Consider the following 19354-nt stretch of genomic DNA (forward strand, 5'->3'; position numbering starts at 1 on the left):
GGAGAACTGCCCGGTGGGCGGGGCTGCGGCCCGGACTCTGGTTTCGTGGTCTGGTTCCCCAGACCCGGTCACTGGGGCGCGTCCTGGCGGGCGGGACTGCTGAGGTTGGCGGCACCGATCTTGAGCACCTGGGCCTGCATCGCCCGGGCCACCTGCCGCGGGTCGACCACCGGATCGGCGACCACCGCCAGGTGGGCACCGTCGGCGCTGCGCAGGAACAGGAAGCCGCCGTCGAACTCGATCATCTGGTGGCGGACCAGCCCGTCGCCGGTGCCGAACTCCTGGCCCAGGGCGCGGCCCAGCGACTGCAGCCCCGAACAGGTGGCGGCCAGCCGTTCGGCCCGGTCGCGGCCGAGGCCGGCCGAGCCGGCCAGGAGAAGGCCGTCGACGCTGAACACCACCACGTCACGGACCCCGGGGACGACGGTGACCTCGGCGATCATCCAGCCTCGGTCCGGGCGGGCGGTCCTCTGCTCCTGGCTCATCCCTGAGTCGCGTCCTTCCGGGTGGTCGAGGGAGTGTCCCCACCCTCGAGATCGGTTCCTGGCGTGGTCGTCCCGGGCTCGGCCGGGGTGACCGGGATGGGCTGGGAGCCCTCGAAGAACCGCTCCATCCAGTCGCCCGCGTCTTCGGGGTCGGTGGCCGGGGCGGTGGGGACGACCGGGCGGGTGGCTGCGGCCGGTTCGCTCCCGACCGGGGTGGCCGGGTTGCGTCGGCGGGACGAACGTCGTTGCGGTAGCTGGGTTTCGCCACCCGGTGCGGGTTCGACGACGGGTGCGGGTTCGACGACGGGTGCGGCCGGCCGGGTGTCGACGACCACCGGGGCGGGCGGCTCGGGCACCACCGGCGCCTCGGGCTCTGCGACGGGTTCCGGCACCGCGACCGGAGCGGGCAGGGCCACCGTCTGGACCAGCACGCTGGGTACCAGGACGACCGCCCGGACCCCGCCGTACGGGGAGATCCCCAGGTCGACGGTGAAACCGTGGCGGCGGGCGAAGCGGCCGACCACGGCGAAACCGGTCTGCGGGATCTCACCGACGTCGCTGACCCCGAGCAGACGACGGCCGGAGACGATCTCCCGGGCCTCGGCCAGACGGTAGTCGTCGAGGCCGAAACCGCTGTCGTCGACCTCGATCACGGCGCCGCGCTGGACCCCGCGCACCCCCACGGTGACCGGGGTGGAGGGGGCCGAGTACTCGGTGGCGTTGGCCAGCAGCTCGGCGATCAGGTGGATCAGCGGCTCGACCACGCTGGGCACCGCGGCCACCGTCTGGTCGCCGGTGACCTGCACCCGGCTGAAGGCGACGATCCGGCCGGAGGCGGCCCGCACCACGTCGACCAGGGCGAGCGGGGCCGGCCACTGCTGCCCGGGCCACTCGTCGCACAGGACCTTCACGCTCTGCGCGTGCCGGGCCTGCTGGGTGGCCGCGTGGTCGACCCGCATGGTGGTCTCGAGCAGGTCCGGGTCGCCCGGGTGCTGCTCGGCCAGGCCGCTCATCGCCTGCTGGATCCGGTGTGCGGAGGTCTGCACCCGGCCGGCCAGCTCGACCAGGGCCAGGCGGCGCGACTCCTCCCGCTCCCGCACGGTGCTGCCGACCTGCTCCAGCATCTCCTCGAGCAGGGCGGCGGTCTCGGGGCTGAGCTCCTGGGGCCGGTCGGCCGGGGGCACCTCGGCCCCGGCCAGGGCGGCCGGCATCCGCGCCTTGACCACGTGCTGCAGCTCCTGCTGCAACTGGATCAGGCGCTGACGCTCACGGGCCACCGCCAGGTCGAGCTCGGCCGGAGTGATCACCGGGCCGTCCGGCACCGGGGCGGCGGGCGGTGGGGTGGGCAGCGCCCGGGCCTTCTCGGGCCAGGGCAGCGAGCCCCCGCGCCGGGCCCAGGCGGCGGCCCCGGCGACCAGAGCACCGACCAGCCACGGAGACGGAGAACGACGTGGAGGCCGCGCTGTGCTCGTCAATGGACACCCTTCGCGTTGCGAGCCGAACACTTCGCCGAATTCGAGCCGTCCGATACGCACGCGGTCATCAAAGTCCTTTTACGACCGTATCGGACTAATGGGCCGAAAACCTAGCACAGGTGTCTGGGCACACCACAGGACGAAATGCTGCGTGACAGCGCTCGTAAAGTAGGCGCATGGATCCGGCAGAAGTGCGCCTGGACGTCTGGGTCTCGTCCGTGCGGTTGTTCAAGACCCGGTCGGCGGCCTCGAGCGCCTGCCGGGGCGGCCACGTCGCGGTCAACGGCAACAAGGCCAAGCCCTCGACGATGGTGCGGGTGGGCGACAAGGTCGAGGCCCTCACCCCTGGCGGGGAGCGGATCGCGCTGGTGCGCAGGCTGATCCAGAAACGGGTGGGGGCCGCGGTGGCGGTGACCTGTTTCGAGGACCTGACCCCGGCGCCGCCGCCGAAGGAGGAGATCGTGCACGTGGCCGTGCGCGATCGGGGGGCGGGCCGGCCGACCAAGCGGGAGCGCCGGCAGCTCGACCGGTTCCGCATCCAGTAGGCGGGGCCGCACCTTTCCCGCCGGTAGTCCCGAGGCTCAACTTCGTCCTGGTGACGTCCGAAGTACCACTGTCGGACGCGTCCAGGAGGATCAGTGCTCAGTCAGCTTCGCCGGTTCCGCATCGGCACCCGTCTGGCAGCGGCGTTCGCGGTGGTCACGGTCCTTCTCGCGATCGCCTCCGGGGCGGCCCTGCACGGCCTGTCCAAGCAGCGGGCCTCGGCCGAGCGGGTGGACGAGCTCACCGACCTGGTGCGCGCGGTGGACAAGGTCAACTTCTACAACGCGGACGTGACCGGCTGGCAGGCCGTCTACGGCTGGGACGCCCGGCGTCTGGGCAGTCAGGCCGCGATCGCCGACGACTCGCCGAACCGCGCCGGATTCCTGACCTCCAAGGCCGGGCTGCTGCAGTTCCTGCAGGACTTCCCGGTGGGGTCGATGACCGCCGCCGAGCGGGAGACCTTCGACGCCATGTCCGCGTCCTGGAACAGCTTCTTCGCCGCCGACGACGAGGCGGTCGAGCTGTACCGGGCCGGCCGGGTCCGGGCCGCCGAGACCCAGATCCTCGAGACCGGCATGACCGTGTACACCGACGTCCTGGAACAGACCGCCTCGATCGCCGACTCGGTGACCGGGCGCCGGGACGCCGAGACCGAGGCCGCCGCGACCAGCGCCACCGAGGTGCGCACCACCGTCCTGGGCGTGCTGGTCGTCGCCGTGGTGCTGGCCACCCTGCTGGCCTGGACGGTCACCCGGAGCATCACCGGTCCGCTCGGCCAGACCGTGAGCAGCCTGCGCCGGGTCGCCTCCGGCGACCTCACCAGCACCCCGACCCCCTCCGGCAACGACGAGATGACCACGGCCGACCGCGCCCTGGGCGAGGCCGTGGGCAACACCCGGACCGCGGTGCTGGCCCTGACCGAGAGTTCGACCACGCTGCACAGCCTTTCCGAGAGCCTGAACCGCACGGTGGTCAAGCTGACCGCCGGCAACACCGAGAGCGCGGCGCAGGCCGGGCTGGTCGCCTCGGCCGCGGACACCGTCTCGACCAACGTCCAGACGATGTCCGCGGGCAGCCAGGAGATGGGCCAGTCGATCCAGGAGATCGCCACCAATGCCACCGAGGCGGCGCGGGTCGCCGCCCAGGCGGTCGGCAGCGCCGAGGCCACCAGTCACGTGATCGGGCGGCTGGGCGAGGCCTCGGCCGAGATCGCCACCGTGGTCCAGGCGATCACCTCGATCGCCGAGCAGACCAACCTGCTGGCGCTGAACGCGACCATCGAGGCGGCCCGCGCCGGGGAGTCCGGCAAGGGGTTCGCGGTGGTCGCCAACGAGGTGAAGGAACTGGCCCAGGAGACCGCCAAGGCCACCGAGGACATCGTCTCCAAGGTCGCCGCGATCCAGTCCGACACCAGTGCGGCGGTCGCCGCGATCAGTGAGATCTCCGAGGTCATCGACCAGATCAGCACGTACCAGAACACCATCGCGGCCGCGGTGGAGGAACAGACCGCGGTGACCGCCGAGATGACCCGGAACGTGGCCGGGGCGGCCGGCAGTTCCGGTGAGATCGCGGCCAACGTCCAGGCCGTAGCCCGGGCGAGCGAGCAGTCGTCCCGCGACCTGGGCGAGGTCCGGGACGCGGCCGGGGCGCTCGAGGCGTCGTCACGGGACCTGCAGAACGTGGTCCGCCGCTTCCAGGTCTGAGGACAGCTCAGGTGTCCACATCGAGCGGATTGTCCGGATGCCCCGGCGTCGCGCCTACTGGAGGAGTACCACCTACTCGTCCCCGGCACCCAGAGACCGACGGGCGGATGCCGGACGCCCTGCGGGTGGGGCAGGACGCCGCTCGGGCGGCGGCGCGTAGGACGGACGCGCGGTCCCTGACCGACGGGGGCAGGGACCGCGCTCCTGAACGAACGGCGGTGCAGAGATCGGCGGACCGTCTAGGACGGCGGCGCCGAGCTCTCCCGGATCACCAGCTCCGGCTCGATCACGAGCCGCTCCGGCACGCTCTCACCGGTCTCGATCTGCGCCAGGAGGGCCTTCAGGCTGCGACGCCCGACCTCCTCGAACGGCTGGCGCACCGTGGTCAACGGTGGGCTGAAGTAGCCGGCCTCGGGGATGTCGTCGAAACCCACCACGCTGATGTCGCCCGGCAGGTCGCGGCCGTTCTCCCGCAGCGCCCGCAGCACCCCGACGGCCATCGAGTCGTTGGCCACGAAAACGGCCGAGACGTCGGGCATCCGGCTCAGGATCTGCCCGGCCTCGTAGCCGGTGGGGGCACTCCAGTCGCCGTAGAGCAGCGGCGGCACCTCGGCACCGGCCCGCTCCAGAGCGGCCGCCCAGCCCGAGATCCGGTCCTGGGCCTCGTAGAAGTGGCTCGGCCCGGCGACGTGCCAGACCGTGCGGTGGCCGAGCGCGAGCAGGTGCTCGGTGGCCACGGTGGCCCCGGCGATCTGGTCCACCGAGATCACCGGAAGGGCGCTGTTGAGCGAACTCTCGACCGCCACCAGGGGAAGGTGGCGGGCCATCGTGGCCAGGCTCTCGCCCACCGAGGTGAGCGGGGCCACCACGACGATGCCCTCGACGCCCTGGCGTTCCAGCCTGGTCACCGCACGTTCAACCGAACCACCCTCACCGCCACCGACGTTCGCGACAGTGAGGATGTAGCCTTCCTCGCGGGCGGCCGACTCGACGCCGTAGAGCATCGACATCGGCCCGTAGAGGGCGCCCCCGATGGTCACCAGCCCGAGCACTTTCGAGCGCCCGGTGACCAGTGTCCGGGCCGCCGAGTTGGGCCGGTAGCCCAGCTCGTCGATCGCGGCCAGAACCACTGCGCGGGTGCGGGAGCTGACGCCGTCACTGCCGTTGAGCACACGTGACACCGTCTGGTGGGAAACGCCGGCGAGGCGGGCGACGTCGTGCATCCCTGGGCGTTTGCGCGCTGCCGCGCCGCCCGGAGAGCTGGGATGGGCTGGATCGCCGCCGGCCTGGGCCGCCGCCCGGGACGGAGGTCTCATCGATCTGGTCCATTCCTCGCGGGAATCACCGGCCCGGTGTGGGACCTACGGCCCGGGCACCTGGAAGGGAGCCCGGGCCGTAGGCCTCACCCGGCTGTCAACCGAACCGCAGCACCACTATCTGGAGCTGGAGCCGGCCCGGCGCTTGGTGATCACGTCGAAGGCGACCGCGGCCAGCAGCACAAGGCCCTTGACCAGCATGACCTCCTCGCTGCCGGCACCCAGCAGCGACATCCCGTTGTCGATCACGGCCATGATCAGACCACCGGTGATGGCGCCGATCACCTTGCCGACACCACCCTGGACGGCCGCACCACCGATGAACGCGGCGGCGATGGCGTCCAGCTCGAAGCTGTTACCGGCGGTCGGGCCGGCCAGGTTGAGCCGGCCGGAGAAGATGATGCCGGCCACGGCGGCCAGCACACCCATGTTCACGAACAGCCAGAACGTGACCTGCTTGACCTTCACGCCGGACAGCGTGGCGGCGTGCAGGTTGCCACCGATCGCGTAGATGTGACGGCCGAAGACGGCGCGGTTGGTGACCAGCGTGTAGATCAGGATGAGCGCACCGAGCAGGACCAGCACCCAGGGCAGGTTGCGGTAGCGGGCGAGCTGCACGATGACGAACATCAGCACCAGCGACGGCGCGATGATCTTCACCAGGAACAGGCCGAACGGCTCGACCGACTGGCCCAGCTTGATCCGGGCGGTGCGCGAGCTGTACTGGGTCCAGACGATCGCGGCCACCAGGGCCAGGCCGACCAGCAGGGTGACCAGGTCGGCGCCGCCGAGCCCACCGAGCGCGACGTTGCCGAGCCAGCCCGGGGTGAACCCGTTGGCCATGGTGCGGACCGCGTCGGGGAACGGGCCGATGCCCTGGTTGCCCAGGATGATCAGGGTGACCGCGCGGAACACGAGCATGCCGGCCAGGGTGACGATGAAGGCCGGGATGCCGAAGTAGGCCACCCAGTAGCCCTGCCAGGCGCCGATCGCGGCACCCATCAGCAGGGTCAGCGGGATCGCGATCGCCCAGTGGACGTCGTGATTGACCATCAGTACGGCCGAGAAGGCACCGGTGGCCGCGAGAACCGATCCCACCGACAGGTCGATGTGACCGGCGATGATGATCAGGATCATCCCGATCGCGAGGATCAGGATGTAGCTCTTCTGCACGATGATGTTCGACAGGTTCTGCGGCTGCAGCAGGTCGCCGCCGGTCAGAACCGCGAACAGCACCACGATCAGGGCGAACGCGAAGTAGATGCCGTTCTCACGCAGGCTGCCGGCGTTGAAACCCCGTCCGCCACTGCGGGTGGCGGTCGCGGCTCCGGCCGTCGCCGCCGCGGGGGCGGGCGAGGACGCGGCGACCGGGGCGGGCTGCGGCTTCTCGGCCGTGACCTCGGTGGTGGTCTCCGCCTTGGTGCCCTCGGCCTTGGTGGCTCCGGTGGCCTCGGGGGTGCCGTCGTCCTTCTTCCCCACCTCGTCGGTGGGGGTGGGCGAGGAGTCAGAGGTTGCCATCGGTCTCACACCTGCCCTTTGGTCATGTACTGCATGAGCAGCTCCTGGGTGGCTTCTTCACGGGACACCTGGCCGGTGATCCGGCCCTCGGAGAGGGCGTAGATCCGGTCGCAGATGCCCAGCAGCTCGGGCAGTTCGGAGGAGATCACCAGGATCGCCTTCCCCTCGGCCGCGAGCTGGTTGATGATCTGGTAGATCTCGTACTTGGCGCCGACGTCGATACCGCGCGTCGGCTCGTCGAGGATCAGCACGTCGGGGTTCGTGTAGATCCACTTGGCCAGCACGACCTTCTGCTGGTTACCACCGCTGAGCTTGCCGGTGATCGAGGCCACGGTCGGCGCCTTGATCCGCAGGCTCTTGCGGAAGCCCTCGGCGACGCTCAGTTCCTCGTTGTCGTCCACCCAGCCGCGCTTGGCCAGCTTGCCCAGGGCGGCGGCGGAGACGTTCCGGGTGATGTTGTCGATCAGGTTCAGCCCGTAGCGCTTGCGGTCCTCGGTGGCGTAGGCCAGACCGTGCTTGATCGCCTGCTGGACGTTCTTGGCCTCGATCGGCTTGCCGAACTTGTACAGCTGACCGCTGATGCCGGTGCCGTAGCTGCGGCCGAAGATGCTCATCGCCAGCTCGGTGCGCCCGGCGCCCATCAGGCCCGCCAGGCCGACGATCTCGCCGGCCCGCAGGCTGAGGTTGGCCTCGCGGATCAGGACCCGGCCGTGCTGGGTGGAGCTGTGCACGGTCCAGTTCTCGACCCGCAGCACCTCCTCGCCGATCTGGATGCTGGGATCCTTGTCCGGGTAACGGTTCTCCAGCGACCGGCCGACCATCAGCGAGATGATCCGGTCCTCGGTGACCTCGTCGCGCTTCATGTTGAGCGAGTCGATGGTCTGGCCGTCCCGGATGATCGTGACCGAGTCGGAGATGGCCTGGATCTCGTTGAGCTTGTGCGAGATGATCACACAGGTGATGCCCTCGTCACGCAGACCACGCAGCAGGTCGAGCAGGTGCTCGGAGTCGTCGTCGTTGAGCGCTGCGGTGGGCTCGTCGAGGATCAGCAGGCGCACCTTCTTCGACATCGCCTTGGCGATCTCGACCAGCTGCTGCTTGCCCACACCGAGATCGATGATCTTCGTGGTGGGGTTCTCGGCCAGGCCCACGCGCTTGAGCAGCTCCGCCGCCCGCGCGTTGGTCTCGTCCCAGTTGATCAGGCCGCGGGTGGCCGTCTCGTTGCCGAGGAAGATGTTCTCGGCTATCGAGAGTTCCGGCACCAGCGCGAGTTCCTGGTGGATGATCACGATGCCGCGCGACTCGCTGTCGCGCGTGCCGCTGAACTGGCAGACCTCGCCGTCGTAGACGATGTCGCCCTCGTACTCACCGAACGGGTAGACCCCTGACAGAACCTTCATCAGGGTGGATTTCCCGGCGCCGTTCTCGCCGCAGATGGCGTGGATCTCGCCCTCGGCCACCGTGAAGGTGACGTTCTGCAGCGCCTTCACGCCCGGGAAGGTCTTGCTGATGTTGCGCATTTCGAGAATGTTGCCGGGCATCCGTGCTCCTCAAGGGCTCTGCCAGGGGATGCGCCGGCCCGTCCACGGGCGGAGGGGTTGCCCGTGGACGGACCGGCAGCTGGGGAGCTCAGGTCAGCTGAGATCCGACTCGGCGTAGTAGCCCGAGTCCACGAGGGTTTCCTTGTAGTTGTCCTTGTTGACGATGACCGACTCCAGGAGCTGCGACGGGACGACCTTCTTGCCGTTGTCGTAGTCCGTGGTGTTGTTCACCTCGGGCTCCTCGCCCTTCATCACCGCGTCGGCCATCTTCACGGCCACGTCGGCCAGCTGGCGCGTGTCCTTGTAGATGGTGGCGTACTGCTCGCCGGCGATGATCGACTTCACCGAGGCGACCTCGGCGTCCTGGCCGGTGACGATCGGCCAGGGGTTGTCGGAGGTGCCGTAGCCGGTCAGCGCCGACAGGATGCCGATGCTCATGCCGTCGTACGGGGACAGCACGCCGTCGAGGCGAGCGCCCTTGTACGCCTTGGTGATCACGTTCTCCATGCGGGCCTGAGCGGTCTCGGGCTTCCACTGCAGGGTGGCGACCGTCTTGAAGTCCGTCTCGCCGCTCTTGACCACGAGGGTCTTGTCGTCGAGGTACGGCTTCAGGGTGTCCATCGCGCCGTTGAAGAAGAACGTGGCGTTGTTGTCGTCGGGCGAGCCGGCGAAGAGCTCGATGTTGAACGGGCCCTTCTCGTCGGTCCGGGTCGTGCCGTCGGCCTCGACCAGGCCGAGACCCTGCAGCAGCGAGGTGGCCTGCTGCACGCCGACCTTGTAGTTGTCGAAGCTCGCGTAGTAGTCCACGGCCTCGGTGTCACGGATCAGGCGGTCGTAGGAGATGACCTTGATCCCCTGCTCCTGGGCCTGCTCCAGCTGCGTGGTGAGCGCGGTGCCGTCGATCGCGGCGACGATCAGGACCCGGGCGCCCTGGGCGATCTGGTTCTCGATCTGCTCGACCTGGGTCGGGATCTTGTCCTCGGCGTACTCGAGGCTGACCTCGTAGCCGAGCTTCTCCAGGGCGGCCTTCACGTTGTCGCCGTCGGCGATCCAGCGCTCGGACGAACGGGTCGGCATGGTCACGCCGACGAGCGAGCCCTCGACGTCCTCGCCGGCCTTGGGGGCGGCGCCACCGGTCTTCTCGGTCGACCCACCACAGGCGGCCAGGGCGGCCACGAGGGTGAATCCGGCGACGATCCGGGTAACTCTGCTGCGTTGCATAGTTCTCTCTCCGGTTTCTCAGACGGCCATCCTTGGCCGCCGGGCAGTTGTGTTACTGGGGAGGGCTTGCGTCAGAACCCTTGAGCCAGGCGGAAGTACGCCTGGTTCCACTTCAGTTCACGTCCGAACCTACGGACGTCGGTCGAAGCGTCGATCAGTGCCAGCTCGGTCTCGAGCATGTCCGCAAGGTCACCGAGGTGCTCTGCGGTCAGCGCGCTGGACAGTACCGTGTGGTGGGGGCCACCGGCAGTGAGCCAGGCCTCGGCCGAGGTAGCCAGGTCCGGCTGGGGTTTCCAGACGGCCCGGGCGACCGGCAGCTTCGGCAGTTCCTCGAGGGGTTCTACCACCTCGATCTCGTTCGCGACGAACCGGAAGCGGTCACCCATGTCGGCGATGCCGATCGTGACCGCCGGGCCGGGGGCGGCGTCGAACACCATCCGGACCGGGTCCTCGCGCCCGCCGATACCGAGCGGGTGGATCTCGATGCGCGGCTTGGCCACCGCGATCGACGGGCAGACCTCGAGCATGTGCGCCCCGAGGATCACTTCCTGGCCCGGCACCAGGTGGTAGGTGTAGTCCTCCATGAAGGACGTCCCGCCGGGCAGGCCCTGGGCGGCGGCCTTGAGGGTGTGCAGCAGGACCGAGGTCTTCCAGTCCCCCTCGCCGCCGAACCCGTAACCGTCGGCCATCAGCCGCTGGACTCCCAGGCCGGGCAGCTGCCGAAGGCCGCCCAGGTCCTCGAAGTTGGTGGTGAAGGCGCCGAAGCCGCCCTCGGTGAGGAAGCTGCGCAGGCCCAGCTCGATCCGCGCGCCGTAGCGCAGCGAGTCGTGCCGCTCGCCGCCCACGCGCAGCTCCTCGGACACGTCGTAGAGGTCCTGGTACTCCTCCACCAGCCCGGTGACGGCCGCGTCGTCGATCGCGTCGACGACCTCGACCAGCTCGTTGACCCCGTAGGTGTTGACCGAGACACCGAACTTCAGCTCGGCCTCGACCTTGTCGCCCTCGGTCACCGCGACGTTACGCATGTTGTCGCCGAACCGGGCCAGGCGCAGGGTGCGCACGGCGTGCCGGCCGGCCGCGGCGCGGGCCCAGACGGCGACCTTCTCGATCGTGCGCGGCGAGCTGACGTGACCGGCCACGGTCTTGCGCGGGACGCCCAGACGGGTCTGGATGTAACCGAACTCGCGGTCGCCGTGGGCGGCCTGGTTCAGGTTCATGAAGTCCATGTCGATCGAGGACCAGGGCAGGGCCTCGTTCGCCTGGGTGTGCAGGTGCAGCAGCGGCTTGTCCAGCGCGTCCAGGCCGGAGATCCACATCTTGGCCGGCGAGAACGTGTGCATCCAGGCGATCAGGCCGATCACCGAGTCGTCCGAGTTGGCCTCGAGCATCAGCCGGCGGATCGAGGCGGAGTCCTTCAGGACCGGCTTCCAGACGATCTCGAAGGGGATCGCCTCGGCGCCGTCCAGGGCCCGGCTGATCGCCTGGGACTGCTCGGCGACCTGCTGGAGGACGTCGTCGCCGTACAGGTTCTGGCTGCCGGTCAGGAACCAGATGGTGCGGGTGGGCTGCTGCGTCATGTGGGAAGTCCTTGTCAGCGTTCCGGGTGGGGACGGGCGGTGGCCGCGCGGGCCACCGGCGTCACCGGCCGTAGACGTTCTGGTAGCGGTCGAAGAGGCTGTCGATGTCGGACTGGGCGAGCCGCTCGACCGGGCCCAGGGTGCGGGCCGTGTGCACGGTGCGGGCCACCTCCTCGAGCAGCACCGCGGCCTTGACCGCGGCCTTGGCGCTCTTGCCGATGGTGAACGGGCCGTGCTGGGCCATCAGGACCGCCGGGGAGTTGTGCCCGGTCAGGGTCTCGACGATGCCGCGGCCGATCGAGTCGTCACCGATCAGGGCGAACGGGCCGACCGGGATGTCGCCGCCGAACTCGTCGGCCATCATCGTCAGCACGCAGGGGATCGGCTCGCGCCGGGCCGCCCAGGCGGTGGCGTAGGTCGAGTGCGTGTGCACGACCCCGTTGACGTGGGGCATGTGCTTGTACACGTAGGCGTGCGCCGCGGTGTCGGACGACGGCGAGCGGGTGCCCTCGACGAGGTTCCCGTCGAGGTCCACGACCACCATCGAGTCAGCGTCGAGCTCGTCGTAGGAGACCCCGGACGGCTTGATCACGGCCAGGTCGGCGCCGGGCACCCGGGCCGAGACGTTGCCGGCGGTCCAGACCACCAGGCCGTTGCGCGGGAGCTCGGCGTGCAGGCGGGCGACCTCCTCCCGGACGGCCGACAGCGTGGTGCGGATGTCTTCGGTGATGGTCACTGCTTCTCAGCAATCTGTGCGCGGGCCCCGCGCGGGCGGGCCGGGGCGACGGTCACCGGCGCTGTGCACACCCGTCCTGCCGCCATGCCCGTCTCCCTCGACGCGAGTCAAAGATTGTGAACGTTAACAACGTTCGCTGCCGTGAGAGCTTGAGGGACAGGCCGCACCCGTGTCAAGAATCTCTTTACTGCCGGGTTACATCCACCTGGTCAGGGATCTTGTTCCCAGCCCAGAGGCCCGGTGCCGGGGTTCGCGCCGAGGGCGGCGCCGGCCTCGGCGGGGGCTTTGTGACCGTTAACTACTACTTCACTAATCGGGCATTCGCTCCGCGCCGTATCAGACCACAGTGCGTGCGACGCGTGTGACAGAAGTACCGTTGCCCGTCGACAAGCGGTCGAATCGGACCGCCGAACGGTCGGTGCGGTGCGGCAGGCGGTCATGGATGGCTCATCGGAAGATCGGCTTTGCTGCGCAAGGGAAAGACCGGCCGATCACCCGATCCGCTGACAGATCGTCACCGAAAGTAGACTGTACGCACTGAATGCCTGGTCAGAGGGGGGTTTACGTGCCGCGGTCGGGAGTTCTGTCCCGTCGTTCGATCCGTTACCGACATGCAATCTCCACGGCCCGCGTGGCCGCCCTGGTCAGCCTCACCTTCACTCTGACGGCGGGTCTGGAACTGCTGGTCGTCGTCACCGCGGCCGAACGGGCCGCCGGCGGCTCCGCCCTCGGGGCCGCCCTGGCCACGCTCGCCCTGGCCGCGCTGCCACTGGTCACGGCCATCGTCGCAACGTTGTGGCTGCGGCGCTCGGCGCTGAACTACCGGCAGCTGCTCACCGAGACCTGCTTCTGGGTGAGCAGCTGCGATGTCCTGGTGGCCCTTCTGGTGCTGCGCGGCTGAGCCGGAACGGCCCGTCAGTGGGCCAGTTTCAGCCCGACCACGCCGCCGACGATCATCAGCAGCAGGAGGATCTTGGTCACCGAGACCGTCTCGTCGCCGGTGACCATGGCGTACAGCACGGTGAGGACGGCCCCGATCCCCACCCATACGGCGTAGGACGTGCCTACCGGCAGCGAGCGCATGGCGTACGCGAGGCCGGCCATGCTGGCCACCACCCCGACCGCGAACACCAGGCTGGGGACAAGTTTGGTGAAACCTTCGGACCGGCCCAGGGCGGTGGCCCAGACAGCCTCGAGAACTCCGGAGACGATGAGAACGATCCACGCCATGACGAGCCTCCCCGATGCCGTCTTGTCGCGCTCCGGGTACGGCACCCCTCGTCCGGGGGCTGCGGATGAGGCAGGCCCTGCCGAACAGGCTCGCAAAACCCCGGTCGCTTGTCCAGGCCGGAGGCAGCACTCAGGCCGGGTAGGCCTTCAGCACCTCTTCACGCCACGGGATGCTGCTGGCCGCCCCGGGCCGCTGCACCGCCAGGGCACTGACCGAGGTGGCGAAGCGGGCGCCCGCCACCAGCCGGTCCAGAAGATCGGAAGACGGCTCGGCCCGGTCGATCTCGGCCGCCAGGGCGCCGCAGAAGGCGTCACCGGCGCCGGTGGTGTCGACCGCCTTCACCGGATGGGCAGGCACGGCGACCGGCTCCGCACCACGCACCGCGACCAGTGAACCGGCGGCCCCGAGGGTCAGCACGACGGCCGGAACCCGTTCCAGCAGAGCCTCGATCAGGACCGGAGGGGTGGCCGGGGCCCCGTGCAGGTCGGCTGCCTCGTGCTCGTTCACGATCAGCACGTCGACCAGGGCCAGCAGCTGCGGCGAGACCTCGCGGGTGGGAGCCGCGTTCAGCAGCACCAGGGCCTCCGGCGCCACCGCCGAGGCCGCGTCGAGCATCGCCGACTCGGGAATTTCCTGCTGCAGCAACAGGATCCGGGCCGAGGCGACGAGACCGCGCTCCTGCGCCGACAGTTCGGTGACCGTGGCGTTGGCCCCCGGAACCACGATGATCACGTTCTCCCCGTCGTCCCCCACCGTGATCCACGCGGTGCCGGTCGGCACCCCGGCTGCGGCGGTGCGTACCTGGGCGTCGACCCCGGCCCCGCGCAACTCGGCCAGCAGACGCGAGGCTGCCGGATCGTCTCCCATCGCACCGACGAAAACCGTCTCGGCGCCGCTGCGCCCGGCTCCGATCGCCTGGTTCGCCCCCTTGCCGCCGGGGTGCTCGGCCACCCCGGTGCCCAGGATCGTCTCGCCCGGACCGGGGATCCGCGGGGCGCGGACCACGTGGTCCAGGTTCACACTGCCGACGACGCAGACGCTCATCCGGGGCGGCCCTTTCCGTACTGGGCTTCGGGTGTTGATCGGGTGCGGTGAAGCCTACGCGCGGCGCGCGGCCCGGCGGTCGAGGACCGCGACCCCGGCGAGCAGGAGCACCAGGATCGCGGCGAACCAGGTGAGGACGGTGGCGGTGGGCCAGTTGCGCACGCCCAGGCCCATGCCCAGGACCGGGCCGATCAGGCCGAGGTAGCCGATCAGGAACAGCCCGGCCAGGGCCTCACCGCGGCGGGCCGGGGCGGCCATCGCCACGACGGTGCCGATCGCGGCCTTGAACAGCACGCCCGCGCCGATCCCGGCCAGCACGCCGCCGACCACGAAGAGCGCCAGGTTCTCGGTGCGGGTCCCGGCCACCGTGGCCACCAGACCGGTCACCTCGAACAGCAGGCCGACGTTGAGCTTGGCCCGGGCGGTGAGGCGGGCGGTGAGCACCTGGGCGGCGGCGGCCGCGCCGAACACCACGAACACGATCAGCCCGGCCAGCGCCCGCGAGGGGTGGTGCAGCGTGCCGGCCACGAAACCCGGTGCCACCGAGGTGAACAGGCCGAACACCGAGAAGCCGACGAACGCGGCGGCCGCGGCGGTGACGTAGCCGGCCGGGTCGCCGTGGTCGGCGCTGACCCGCTGCGGCCGGTAGGTGGGGGCGATCTCGGGACGGGTGACGGTTTCCGGTGCCTTCAGCACCGCGGCGACGGCGAGCAGCAGGAGCACCACGAAGACCAGGTACGGCGTGCGCAGCGGCGCGTCCACCCACTGGGCCAGGAAACCGGCGACCAACGGGCCCAGACCCAGTCCGCCGATGTTGGCCGCGGTGGAGACCGTCTCGAACCGCTGGGCCGAGGCGGTGGGCCGATGGGCGGCGTGCAGCTCGGCCAGGTGCGCAGTGGCGGTGGCGGTGATCATCCCGACCCCCAGGCCGGTGACCAGCCGGGCGAGGAGCAGCACGGTCAGGTCGGTGCTGACCACGAAGAGGACGGCGGCCACGAGTTCCAGCAGCAGCGCGGGCACCAGCACCCGGCGCCGGCCCACCCAGTCCGAGACGTGGCCGGCCAGGACCAGGCTGATCACGACGCCGACCGCGTAGACCGCGAACACCACGGTGACCATGAAGGTGGAGAACCCGTCGCGCGCCATGTAGAGCGGGTAGAGCGGGGTGGGGACGGTGGAGAAGGCCATTGCGGTGAGGAAGGCGAAGGCGATCAGCCAGAACCCGGCGCCGTGGCGACGGGAGCCCAGCGGGGCGGCGAGAGGAGCCGGCCGGGCCGGCGAAACAGCCGATGAGGACATGGCTCCCACTGTGGCGATCGACAGCTATCGCGTCCAACGAATGTTCTCGCTCATAGCCATCTCGGATCGCGATAGCTTGGTCAGGTGGAACTCCGTCACCTCGAGTACTTCGTCGCGGTCGCCGAGGAGCAGAACTTCACCCGCGCGGCCGAGCGCCTGCACATCGTGCAGTCCGCGGTCTCCGCGGCGGTGAAGAACCTGGAACGCAGCCTCGGTTCGCAGCTGCTGGAACGCGGCGGCCGCCGGGTCACGCTCACCGATGCCGGAGCAGTACTCCTTCCGCACGCCCGAGCAACTCTGGACGCTGCCCGCGACGCCCGCGACGCGGTCGCCCGGGTGCGGGGCGGGTTGGGCGGATCGTTACGGATCGGCGTGCTCACCTCGATCCGCTTCGTCGACGTGCCGGCCCTGCTGGGTGAGTACCACCGGCGCCACCCCGGGGTGCAGCTGCACACGCGCACCGCCGCGACCGGCACCCAGGGCCTGTTCGGCCTGCTCGCCGACCACCGCCTGGACCTGGCCTTCGTCACCCCCGGCGGGCCCCCGCCGGCCGGGATCCAGCTGATCGACCTGACCGCCTCGATGCTCGACCTGGTGCTGCCGGAGGGGCATCCGCTGGCCGAGCAGGACACCGTGCCGATCCAGCGGCTCGCCGACCTGAACTTCATCGACGCCCCGGTCGGCTACGGCAGTCGCACCGTGGCCGACCAGGCCTTCGCCGCGGCCGGGGTGCGCCGGCGGGTGGTCATCGAGATCACCGAGTACGCGATCGGCCCGGACTACGTGCGCAACGGGCTCGGGGTGGCTCTGTTCCCCCGCTACGGCCTGGCCGGGGTGCCCGGCATCGCGGTGCGCCCGGTGACCGGCGCGGACTTCACCTTCCCGCTGGCCCTGGCCGTTCCCGACGACCGCACCCCGAGCGCGGCCGCCCAGGCCCTGATCGGGCTGATCCGCGAGCGGGTCGAGGCTCCGGAGGACTGATGACCGGCGCATTCAGCAGGGATTAGGGAACCGTCGGGCACGATTGCGACGAAAGACCTGTGGCCACTGCGACATCCGGGTGAAGCGGCGCGCAGAGCCGGGAACCAGAGCGTTGGATGGCACGTTATGGCCCGGAGAACTGCCCCCCTACCCGGAGAGAGATGGACGACGACCACTATCCATGCCCCCTGATGCGCGCCACACCTGACGCGGGGAAGGGGGGAACGAACTGATGTGGGTCCTTTCACTGCTCCTGGGCATCCTGGTGGTGCTGGCGATCACCGCCGTCACCGGATACTTCGTGGCGCAGGAATTCGCATACATGGCGGTCGACCGGGCCGCCCTCACCGCCCGGGCCGCCGCCGGGGACAGCGCGGCCGAGCGGGCGCTCAAGGTCACCCGGCGCACCTCGTTCATGCTGTCCGGCGCCCAGCTGGGCATCACCGTCACCGGTCTGCTGGTCGGATACGTGGCCGAGCCGCTGATCGGTGAGGCCCTCGGCGAGGCGCTGGGCGGCGTCGGCGTGCCCACCGGCGTCGGCATCGCCATCGGCACCGTTCTCGCACTGCTGTTCTCCACCGCGGTGCAGATGATCTTCGGCGAGCTGTTCCCGAAGAACCTGGCCATCGCCCGGCCCGACCCGGTGGCGCTCTGGCTGGCCGCCTCCACCACCGCCTACCTGGCGGTGTTCGGCTGGCTCATCCAGATCTTCGACAAGTCGTCCAACGCGCTGCTGAAGGTCCTCGGCATCGAGCCGGCCCACGACGTGGAGCACTCGGCCACCGCCCGCGACCTGGAGCACATCGTGGCCGAGTCGGCCGAGAGCGGCGACCTGCCCAAGGAGCTCTCGCTGCTGCTGGACCGCATCCTCGACTTCCCGCAGCAGGACGTGCAGCACGCGATGATCCCGCGGGCGGCGGTGGGCGTGGTGCACGCCGACGACCCGCTGACCCGGGTGCGCGAGCTGATGAGCACCGGCCACAGCCGTTACCCGGTGCTCGGCCCGGCCGACGAGGTGCTGGGCGTGGTGCACATGCAGGACGTGCTGCCGCTGGCCCTGGACCAGCCCGGGACGGCCCGGGACATCATGCGCCCGGCCACCCTGGTGCCGACCACCATGCCGTTGCCCGCCCTGCTGCAGCTGCTGGTGATCAAGCGGGCCCAGATGGCCTGCGTGCTGGACGAGTACGGCGGTTTCAGCGGTCTGATCACCGCCGAGGACCTGGCCGAGGAGCTGGTCGGCGAGATCACCGACGAGCACGACCCGGCGTTGCGGCCCCGGGCCCCGCAGACCGCGGACGGCGTCTGGGTGCTGCCCGGCTCGCTCCCCCTGGACGAGGTGGAACGGGTGGTCGACGTGGACCTGCCGCGGGGTGACTTCGAGACGCTGGCCGGCCTGGTGATCGCTCGCCACGGCACGCTGCCCGGGGTGGGCACGGTGGTCGAGGTCGAGCTGCCGACCGACCCGGCGCTGCTGGCGATGGACGGCGAACCGCCCCGGTTCGTGATGCACGCCGAGGTGGTGCGGGTGCACCGGCACGTGCCCGCCGAGCTACGGGTCCGGATCGAGCAGTTCAGCAGCAAGCCGGAGGACGACGAGACCGCGCCGGCCAAGGAGGTGGACCGATGAGCAACCCGATCGTCGTCATCGTGACGACCATCGCGCTGATCGCGCTCAGCGCCTTCTTCGTGGCGGTGGAGTTCGCCCTGCTGGCGGCTCGCCGGCACCGGCTGGAAGACATGGCCACCGACAGCCGGGCGGCCCGGGCCGCGCTGCGCAGCTCCTCGGAGCTGACCGTGCTGCTGGCCGGTTCGCAGCTCGGGATCACCGCCTGCACCCTGGCGCTGGGTGCGGTGACCAAACCGGCCGTGCACCACTGGCTCACCCCGATGTTCGAGTCGTGGGGCATGGGTTACCTGCCGGCCGACATCGTCGGATTCGTGCTCGCCCTGATCATCGTCACCTTCCTGCACCTGGTGGTCGGCGAGATGGCGCCGAAGTCGTGGGCGATCGCCCACCCGGAGACCTCGGCGGTGCTGCTGGCGCTGCCGATGCGGGCGTTCATGGCCTTCACCCGGCCGCTGCTGACCGGGCTGAACGAGATCGCCAACTGGTGCCTGCGCCGGGTGAACGTGGAGCCGGCCGAGCAGGTGGCCTCCGGCCGGGACCCGGCCGCGCTGCGCAGCCTGGTCGAGCACTCGGCCAGCGTCGGGGCGCTCGAGGTGGGCTACTCCGACCGGATCAACAGCGCCCTGCAGCTCGAGGCGCTGACCATCGGCGACCTGGTGCAGCGCGAGCGCGGCACCACCTCGGTGCCGTCGGGGGCCAGCGTGCGGCAGGTGCGGGAGGCCTCGATGGCCTCGGGGCACCTGCGCATCCTGATCGGGGAGGGCGATCACATGCACGCCGTGGTGCACGTGCGCGACACCCTGCTGACGCCGGACGAGACCCCGGTCGAGGCCCTGGCCCGGCCGGTGTACACCCTGCCGGTGGAGACCAAGGTGTTCCAGGCGCTCAACCAGATGCGCGAGACCCGCAACCACCTGGCCGCGATCACCGAGAACGGCCGCTACGTGGGCGTGATCACCCTGGCCGACCTCCTGGAACGACTCTTCCCGGAGGCCGTCCCGGCCGCCTGATCACCCGATGAGATCCGGTACGCCGACCGCCCTGAGAGAATGTG

The 19354-nt window shown here is 70.2% G+C and carries 17 protein-coding genes and 1 riboswitch; of the genes, 6 read left to right on the forward strand and 11 right to left on the reverse strand.

Features of this window, described 5'->3' with window-relative positions:
• Positions 1–68: 68 nt before the first annotated feature.
• Complete coding sequence (locus tag LWF15_RS06525) at positions 69–485, reverse strand: roadblock/LC7 domain-containing protein (protein WP_232809457.1); 417 nt, start codon at positions 483–485, stop codon at positions 69–71.
• Entirely contained in the window at positions 482–1960 is a 1479-nt protein-coding gene (locus tag LWF15_RS06530) for an ATP-binding protein (protein ID WP_232809458.1), read from the reverse strand. The genes LWF15_RS06525 and LWF15_RS06530 overlap by 4 nt, the downstream gene beginning before the upstream one ends.
• Before the next feature lie 176 nt (positions 1961–2136).
• Here LWF15_RS06530 and LWF15_RS06535 point away from each other — a divergent pair, with 176 nt between their 5' ends.
• Both LWF15_RS06535 and LWF15_RS06540 read left to right on the forward strand, forming a co-directional pair.
• Positions 2137–2505, forward strand: a complete 369-nt coding sequence (locus tag LWF15_RS06535) for an RNA-binding S4 domain-containing protein (RefSeq protein WP_232809459.1) — start codon at positions 2137–2139, stop codon at positions 2503–2505.
• A 93-nt stretch (positions 2506–2598) separates the two neighbouring features.
• Complete coding sequence (locus tag LWF15_RS06540; protein ID WP_232809460.1) at positions 2599–4206, forward strand: methyl-accepting chemotaxis protein; 1608 nt, start codon at positions 2599–2601, stop codon at positions 4204–4206.
• A gap of 239 nt (positions 4207–4445) precedes the next feature.
• Here the strand turns inward: LWF15_RS06540 and LWF15_RS06545 are convergent, their stop codons facing one another.
• From LWF15_RS06545 to LWF15_RS06570, 6 genes are all read right to left on the reverse strand, one after another.
• On the reverse strand, positions 4446–5522 hold the full coding sequence (locus LWF15_RS06545) for a LacI family DNA-binding transcriptional regulator (RefSeq protein ID WP_232809461.1): 1077 nt from the start codon (positions 5520–5522) through the stop codon (positions 4446–4448).
• 117 nt (positions 5523–5639) lie between these two features.
• Positions 5640–7040 (reverse strand): multiple monosaccharide ABC transporter permease, encoded by a 1401-nt coding sequence (gene mmsB / locus LWF15_RS06550; RefSeq protein WP_232809462.1) that lies wholly within the window; start codon positions 7038–7040, stop codon positions 5640–5642.
• Positions 7041–7045: 5 nt separating this feature from the next.
• Entirely contained in the window at positions 7046–8581 is a 1536-nt protein-coding gene (mmsA, locus tag LWF15_RS06555) for a multiple monosaccharide ABC transporter ATP-binding protein (RefSeq protein WP_232809463.1), read from the reverse strand.
• A gap of 93 nt (positions 8582–8674) precedes the next feature.
• Positions 8675–9802, reverse strand: a complete 1128-nt coding sequence (chvE, locus tag LWF15_RS06560) for a multiple monosaccharide ABC transporter substrate-binding protein (RefSeq protein WP_232809464.1) — start codon at positions 9800–9802, stop codon at positions 8675–8677.
• Between the two features lie 71 nt (positions 9803–9873).
• Positions 9874–11379 carry an L-arabinose isomerase gene (gene araA / locus LWF15_RS06565; protein WP_232809465.1) on the reverse strand — a complete coding sequence of 502 codons (1506 nt, stop codon included), beginning with the start codon at positions 11377–11379 and terminating at the stop codon, positions 9874–9876.
• Between the two features lie 61 nt (positions 11380–11440).
• A complete protein-coding gene (locus LWF15_RS06570; RefSeq protein WP_232809466.1) occupies positions 11441–12115 on the reverse strand; it encodes an L-ribulose-5-phosphate 4-epimerase in 675 nt (224 codons plus the stop codon).
• A gap of 565 nt (positions 12116–12680) precedes the next feature.
• Here LWF15_RS06570 and LWF15_RS06575 point away from each other — a divergent pair.
• Positions 12681–13016 (forward strand): hypothetical protein, encoded by a 336-nt coding sequence (locus tag LWF15_RS06575; protein ID WP_232809467.1) that lies wholly within the window; start codon positions 12681–12683, stop codon positions 13014–13016.
• Positions 13017–13030: 14 nt separating this feature from the next.
• On the opposite strand, the gene LWF15_RS06580 is transcribed toward LWF15_RS06575, so the two are convergent.
• The 3 genes from LWF15_RS06580 to LWF15_RS06590 all read right to left on the reverse strand — a co-directional run bounded on the left by LWF15_RS06580 (position 13031) and on the right by LWF15_RS06590 (position 15689).
• Positions 13031–13345: a DMT family transporter gene (locus LWF15_RS06580; RefSeq protein WP_232809468.1), complete on the reverse strand. Its 315-nt coding sequence runs from the start codon at positions 13343–13345 to the stop codon at positions 13031–13033.
• Between the two features lie 11 nt (positions 13346–13356).
• Positions 13357–13424: riboswitch (guanidine-III (ykkC-III) riboswitch) on the reverse strand.
• A gap of 51 nt (positions 13425–13475) precedes the next feature.
• Positions 13476–14390: a ribokinase gene (locus LWF15_RS06585; RefSeq protein ID WP_232809469.1), complete on the reverse strand. Its 915-nt coding sequence runs from the start codon at positions 14388–14390 to the stop codon at positions 13476–13478.
• A gap of 54 nt (positions 14391–14444) precedes the next feature.
• Entirely contained in the window at positions 14445–15689 is a 1245-nt protein-coding gene (locus LWF15_RS06590; protein ID WP_232809470.1) for an MFS transporter, read from the reverse strand.
• A gap of 84 nt (positions 15690–15773) precedes the next feature.
• On the opposite strand from LWF15_RS06590, the gene LWF15_RS06595 reads away from it, so the two are divergent.
• The 3 genes from LWF15_RS06595 to LWF15_RS06605 all read left to right on the forward strand — a co-directional run bounded on the left by LWF15_RS06595 (position 15774) and on the right by LWF15_RS06605 (position 19310).
• Positions 15774–16670 (forward strand): LysR family transcriptional regulator, encoded by an 897-nt coding sequence (locus LWF15_RS06595; protein WP_232809471.1) that lies wholly within the window; start codon positions 15774–15776, stop codon positions 16668–16670.
• 229 nt (positions 16671–16899) lie between these two features.
• A complete protein-coding gene (locus LWF15_RS06600) occupies positions 16900–18300 on the forward strand; it encodes a hemolysin family protein (RefSeq protein ID WP_352396491.1) in 1401 nt (466 codons plus the stop codon).
• Positions 18297–19310, forward strand: coding sequence for a hemolysin family protein (locus LWF15_RS06605; protein ID WP_232809473.1), 1014 nt, complete (start codon positions 18297–18299; stop codon positions 19308–19310). Before LWF15_RS06600 ends, LWF15_RS06605 begins: the two co-directional genes overlap by 4 nt.
• The last annotated feature ends 44 nt before the right edge of the window (positions 19311–19354 follow it).

This window comes from Kineosporia rhizophila (assembly GCF_021277265.1).
In the GTDB taxonomy this organism is placed as follows: domain Bacteria; phylum Actinomycetota; class Actinomycetes; order Actinomycetales; family Kineosporiaceae; genus Kineosporia; species Kineosporia rhizophila.

Bases quoted from the DNA above. Each gene is read 5' to 3' on its own strand.
- LWF15_RS06525 (WP_232809457.1), bottom strand. From the start codon at position 485: ATGAGCCAGGAGCAGAGGACCGCCCGCCCGGACCGAGGCTGGATGATC.
- LWF15_RS06535 (WP_232809459.1), top strand. From the start codon at position 2,137: ATGGATCCGGCAGAAGTGCGCCTGGACGTCTGGGTCTCGTCCGTGCGG.
- LWF15_RS06545 (WP_232809461.1), bottom strand. From the start codon at position 5,522: ATGAGACCTCCGTCCCGGGCGGCGGCCCAGGCCGGCGGCGATCCAGCC.
- mmsB (WP_232809462.1), bottom strand. From the start codon at position 7,040: ATGGCAACCTCTGACTCCTCGCCCACCCCCACCGACGAGGTGGGGAAG.
- mmsA (WP_232809463.1), bottom strand. From the start codon at position 8,581: ATGCCCGGCAACATTCTCGAAATGCGCAACATCAGCAAGACCTTCCCG.
- chvE (WP_232809464.1), bottom strand. From the start codon at position 9,802: ATGCAACGCAGCAGAGTTACCCGGATCGTCGCCGGATTCACCCTCGTG.
- araA (WP_232809465.1), bottom strand. From the start codon at position 11,379: ATGACGCAGCAGCCCACCCGCACCATCTGGTTCCTGACCGGCAGCCAG.
- LWF15_RS06580 (WP_232809468.1), bottom strand. From the start codon at position 13,345: ATGGCGTGGATCGTTCTCATCGTCTCCGGAGTTCTCGAGGCTGTCTGG.
- LWF15_RS06585 (WP_232809469.1), bottom strand. From the start codon at position 14,390: ATGAGCGTCTGCGTCGTCGGCAGTGTGAACCTGGACCACGTGGTCCGC.
- LWF15_RS06590 (WP_232809470.1), bottom strand. From the start codon at position 15,689: ATGTCCTCATCGGCTGTTTCGCCGGCCCGGCCGGCTCCTCTCGCCGCC.
- LWF15_RS06605 (WP_232809473.1), top strand. From the start codon at position 18,297: ATGAGCAACCCGATCGTCGTCATCGTGACGACCATCGCGCTGATCGCG.